Raw genomic sequence first — 6425 nt, 5'->3', positions numbered from 1 at the left:
GTTGAAATATCTGTCTTTGAGATTTCAATTCCTCCAGTTATCATGGTATTAGTTAAACTTGCTTTTAGTATGGCTCCATCTTCTTTTATGCTAAACTCATGCTTATCTGGGTTTAATAAATATCCTTCTGGTGCATTTGTTTCTACGAAATAATAATCTCCGTAGTTTAGTTTTTCAAATTTAACCTTTCCATCTTCTCCAGTTATAGCTTCAACTACCTTTGTACCATCTTTTGTATATATAGTTATTGTTGCTCCTGGTACTGGAGCTGAAGTTGATATATCTGTTTTAGATATTTCTATTCCTCCAGTTATCATGGTATTAGTTAAACTTGCTTTTAGTATGGCTCCATCTTCCTTAATACTAAACTCATGCTTATCTGGATTTAGTAAATATCCCTCTGGGGCATTTGTTTCTACGAAGTAGTAATCTCCATAGTTTAGTTTTTCAAACTTAACCTTTCCATCTTCTCCAGTTATAGCTTCAACTACCTTGTCCCCAGTTTTAGTATAGATAGTTATTGTTGCTCCTGGTACTGGTGCTGAGGTTGAAATATCTGTCTTTGAGATTTCTATTCCTCCAGTTATCATTGTATTAGTTAAACTTGCTTTTAGTATAGTTCCATCTTCTTTTATACTAAACTCATGTTTATCTGTATTTAGTAAATATCCTTCTGGGGCATTTGTTTCTTGGAAATAATAATCTCCGTAGTTTAGTTTTTCAAATTTAACCTTTCCATCTTCTCCAGTTATAGCTTCAACTACCTTGTCCCCAGTTTTAGTATAGATAGTTATTGTCGCTCCTGGTACTGGTGCTGAAGTTGAAATATCTGTCTTTGAGATTTCTATTCCTCCAGTTATAAGTTTATTTATAACTACATTTGCAGCAACCCCACTTATAAATGTTGGTATCACAGTAACACCATCTTCTGTTATATTTACACTAAGAACTTCTTTAGATAAATTATATCCTTCTGGTGCTTTTGTCTCTTTTATCTTGTACTTTCCGTATTTGATGCTATTAAATCTAACTTTTCCATTTTCATCACTAGTTGAGGTTATATTACCTAATAAGTTTGTAACTGGTGTAATGCCATCTTCCTTGTAAAGTGTGAATTCTGCCCCTTTAAGAGCTTCTTTATCTAACAAGTCACCCTTTTTTGTAAATTCTATATTCCCTCTTATTTTAATGTTTTTAAGCTTATCTCCACTTTCAGGTTTAACAGTTTTTCCGTTATCATCTTTCCCTATAACTGCTGTTAAAACTTCCGTAGATATTTTATATCCTGTTGGAGCAGTTATCTCTTTTACTTTATAGCTTCCATATTCAATGTTCTTAAATTGAACTTTTCCATCATCTCCACTAGTTGAAGTTATAGCTTCTCCATTAGAATTTTTAACTGGAGTTATTCCATCATTTTGATAAAGTCCAAATACTGCTCCTTTAAGTTTACTGCTATCAGAATCTTCCCCTATCTTTGTAAATTCTATATTCCCCTTTATTTTTCTGTTAGTAAATCTTATTATTTGTGGAGCTAAAACTGTACTATCTGATTCAATTTTAAATGCATGGTATGAGTTATCTAATATATAATTATCTGGTTTTGCAACTTCTCTATAGTAATAATCCCCATACACCAAATTATCAAACTGAACTTCCCCATTGCCGTCTGTTATTCCCATATTTATTTTCTTTTTATTGTTATCATAGATTTCTATTGTTACCCCTTTTATTCTATCTTCATTCTCTTCATCAGTTTTAATTATTTTTAGTGAGCCTTTAATTTTAGAATTATATACATTGTATGGATTAGCATAAACAACTTGTCCGTTTGCAGTTAAACTTGTTAAATCTACTGATATGTCACCTTTATAAAGGCTATATGGTGAGGGTACAAATATTTCCTTAATTTTATATTTTCCATAAGGTATATTAGTGAATAATACTATCCCATCTTTTTTACTAGTTGATGTTATATTATTACCATTAGAATCCTTAAATGGAGTTGTTCCATCCTCTTTATAAAGTTGAAATACTGCTCCCTCAATATCTTCTTCAACCCCTGCTTTGTGAAGTTGAATACTTCCTCTTAATATTTCATCCTTATATTTGTAAGTTACTATTTTCTTACTATTGTCACTACTTGAGAACTTAAGCACTCCATCAACACTATCATAAGATGTCCCTTGATTTAACCCATTCTTTACTTGGAAGGTATATATATTGCTATTAAGAGTGTATCCTGTTGGTGCTGTTATTTCTTTAATTGAATAATTTCTTTCATATTTAAGCTTATCAAATAAAGCAACTCCATCATCTCCTGTAGCTGATGAAACAGCCTTAACATTTCCGTATTGATCTATAAGCTGGAATATAGCTCCTTTTAATGGTTTAGAATCTCCATCAGTTTTTATAATCCTAATTCCAGTTGTATCTCCTGTGGCACTACCTCCTCCATCTGAAAACCAAACTCCTGTTTGAGTAGTACCATCTTCATCACTTATTCCAGTAGCTTTAAAATTAACTGTATTTGTGTAATTACCTGTCTTAGATACATCTGTTCTAAACTTAAGAATAAATGCTCCAGAACCAGAGTTTTGAGGAAAAGTAAAATTAAACTTTCTAGTATTAATATCATACTTTACATTTTCCCCTGTAAGAGTTACTTTATCTCCTTGAACAAGAACCCCCTCAGAGTTTACAGAGGCTTTATATAGTTCAACTGTATCTGTATCTAGTGAAAGTCCATCTTGTAAAATATCAGTTATAGTAGCTCCAGACATAGGAACATTCCAGTTAGGATTACTTTTTACTGTCCAATCAATATAAGCATTACCATTAGTATAACTAGAGGTCTTACTAACTATTTCATTGCTAATAGTTTTACTTCCTGTACTATCATTATCTCCATTTGTTGGTATCTCATTTCCAGTAATACTTGCTGTATTTTCTACTGTTCTATTTCCACTAGTATTAAATATGCTTAAATCTATAATCTTAGTTTTAAATGTTATTGTATATGTCTTATTTATAGTGCCATTAAAAGTATATTTTAATATTCTTGTAGATGCTATATTACTATCACTATTAAAAGATCCTGCTGTACTATCATCTATAGTGGCTGAACCAGCCACATAATCATGTCCATTCGGAATTGCATCTGTAACAACAGCATTAGTTATTGGCATTTTATTTCTATTAACAACTATTTTCCACGTTATTTCTCTTGTAGCGTAATTATAGCTTACTCCTTCTTTTCTAATTATCTCGCTATCTACCCTCTGATATCCTGTAGTATTTTGATTTATATTAGGTGCACTTAAATTAACTATATTTTTATAATTCTCGCTATGGTTTGCTCTATAATGAGTAGGGTTTATTACTTGAGTTTTAAATGTTATTACATACTTTTTATTAAAAGCGTTATTAAACTTATATACAACTTGACTACTGGATAAGTTAATAAAAGATCCATTACTTCCATCATCTATAGTGGCAGAACCTTCTATATAACTCTGATTTGCTTCAATATTATCTGTAACTACCGCTCCAGCTCCTACATTTGTTTCATTACTATTTACAATAACCTGCCAAGTAATTATTCCTGTAGCTGCATCATAGCCTGCTCCATTTTTCTGAATAATATTAGGGGTAAATCCTACTCCATTATTTGAAGACGTTCCTTCTTTTACTCCTTCTCCCGATAAAACAGCCTTATTATTATATCCTACTGGATTATTGGAATTATAAACATTTATGTCAACATCAGTTGTAAAAGTTATAACCTTTTTGTCAGTTATATTTCCTAAATTAATATCAAGAATACTGTCTGTTTGGTAATCTACAAACTGATATTGATATTGGTTAGGCTGAAGAATACTACCATCTAATTTTAAACTTCCTTCTACTAGCTTTAATCCCTTAGGAAGAGTATCTTTTACAGTTGCATTATTAATTGTTCTACCACTCTCATTTACAGTGATTGTCCAGTCTATCTTCTTATTGGTATTTCCTTTATATTCTCCACTCTTCTTAATTAAATTTATAGGAACAGTAACCGATGCATTATTTGACGTTACGCTCTTAGGGTTACCATCATCTTTATAATTTAAAGTAGCTTTATTCCTATACGTGTAATCTCCTTGATCCTTAATTGCTAAATCGTCATGTATGCTGGTCTTAAATATTATGGTTTGTTGCTTAGTTATATCTCCAAGATTATAGGTGAACTTTCTAGTAGTTTCATCATAATTATAATTTGTATTACTTGCTGGCTGCCCATTTATTGTTACTGAATTTGCAATAAATTTTTGTCCTACTTCTATAGTATCTTCTATACTAACATCAGCAACATTAACATTCTCTTTGTTAACTACTATCTTCCATGTTATTTCATCAGTAGCCTTATTATATTCAACTGATTTTTGAATAGATGGATTTGGTTGTTCAAAATCAATATTAACTCTTACTGGCTCAGATTTGCCTGGGATATTAAATATAATCTCGACTGGATTATTAGTTCCTATCTCATCGGCTTTAAAATGGCAGTTTACATAGAAGTTACCTGTTACATTCGAATAATTATTTGCAAAATTAGTAAAAGTAAGCTTTACTAATCCATTTGTATTTATATTCATATCTGCAACTTTTCCATCTGCTGCATTTATAGCTTGATTAATTGGGGCCACAATTTTAATTTCCTTTGGCAATTGAAGTGTGTAATAATCTCCTGGATTAACATCCTCACTATTAGGAATCATCCAACTATACTTAATAAAAATAGCTGAATCTTTTTTTACATTTTCCCCCAATTCAGTATCATTATTATCCTTTTTGATCTCTACATTAGTAATCTGAAACTTAGATGTACCTGTAATATCTTCTCCTGTTTCGGCTAAAACACTAGCAGGTTGTATTATAAAAACAAGCTGCATAAACAATGTAAGTATAGCTGTAAACACTGAAAATTTTCTTTTTCTCATTTTTCCACTCCTTATTGAAATAAACTTAACTATGCAATCCCAATTTACATAGTTTGGTAATCTATATTATGTTTACTCAATAAGGTTTATTACATTAATTCTCATTTAATCAAAACTACGGAAAATCTATTTACCTTCTTGTGCATATTAAAATAAAATGCTATACTTATTAGGTATTAAACGAAAGGAGTGATGTTTTATGAGCAAATATATATCAGAAATATTGGTTTTTAATAACAATTACTCCGGAGTTAAATTCGCTTAGAATTCATTTTATTTAACGCTATTTACCCGAGAGTAATTTATTTGAACTACTCTCGGGTATTTTTATACCCAAATTTAATTAAATTGGAGGATTCAGCGTTGAATAATAATTTAGAAAAAATAGGTTTAAATCAAGAAATTTTAAATAATTTTGAGATTTATAAAGATGGTTATTTAGGAAGAGTCATAGCAGAGCATAAGGGATCTTATAAGGTTACTACTGATATAGATACATTAATTGCAAAGGTTCCTGGAAAACTTCTTTATAGCTCTCAAGGAAGAGAAAGTTACCCAGCAGTTGGCGATTGGGTTGTATTAGATAGAAATGATGGCTCTTCTGGTGATGCAATTATAAATAAAATACTTCCTAGGAAAAGTAAACTTTCTAGAAAAATTGCTGGAAACACTATTGAGGAGCAAATTATAGCAGTAAATATAGATACTATATTTATTTGTATGTCTTTAAATAGAGATTTTAACTTAAGAAGATTAGAAAGATATATAAGCATTTCTTGGGATAGTGGGGCTACCCCAGTAGTTATTCTGACTAAAGCAGATTTATGTGAAGACTTAGACGATAAATTATCTGAGGTTTATAATACTGCAATTGGTATAGAAGTTCTAGTAGTAAGTTCCCTTAAAGATGCAGGAATTGATAAGGTGAAGTCTATAATAACAAATGGTTCTACAATAGCATTTTTAGGTTCTTCTGGAGTTGGTAAATCAACTTTAATAAATAAATTATTAGAGGAAGATAAGCAATTAGTAAGTAATATTAGTGAATTTAATGATAAAGGAAGGCATACAACAACTCATAGAGAACTAATTCCTCTACCTTTTAATGGGGCTGTAATAGATACACCTGGTATGAGGGAACTTCAGCTTTTAGATAATTCGGATGGCATAGATGATTCCTTTTCTGATATTCAGGAACTTTCTAATAAGTGTAAGTTCTCAAATTGTAATCATAACACTGAACCCGGCTGCGCAGTAAAAGAAGCTATAGAAAATGGCACCTTATCCTTGGATCGTTTTAATAGTTACAAAAAGCTAAAAAAAGAAGCTTTATTTATGGAATCTAAGATAAATAAATCTCTTAAATCGGAAAAGAAAAAAGAATTTATTAAGATTAACAAATCTCAAAGAAAAAATAAAGATATATTTTAAAAATTAAGATAA

Annotated in this window: 2 protein-coding genes; one reads left to right on the top strand and one right to left on the bottom strand. The window is 30.5% G+C overall.

The genetic code is table 11. The features are described from left to right. On the bottom strand, positions 1 to 4982 hold a 4982-nt coding region (locus B3N22_RS04270; protein ID WP_286905130.1), incomplete at its 3' end, for a SpaA isopeptide-forming pilin-related protein. A 363-nt stretch (positions 4983 to 5345) separates the two neighbouring features. On the opposite strand from B3N22_RS04270, the gene rsgA reads away from it, so the two are divergent. Further along, positions 5346 to 6413, top strand: a complete 1068-nt coding sequence (gene rsgA, locus B3N22_RS04265; RefSeq protein WP_286905128.1) for a ribosome small subunit-dependent GTPase A — start codon at positions 5346 to 5348, stop codon at positions 6411 to 6413. Positions 6414 to 6425 lie beyond the last annotated feature (12 nt).

The organism is Clostridium sp. UBA1652, from assembly GCF_002320975.1.
GTDB lineage: Bacteria > Bacillota > Clostridia > Clostridiales > Clostridiaceae > Clostridium_T > Clostridium_T intestinale.
Note: the sequence above shows the minus strand (reverse complement) of the source record. Positions and strands in the feature narration are given on the sequence as shown.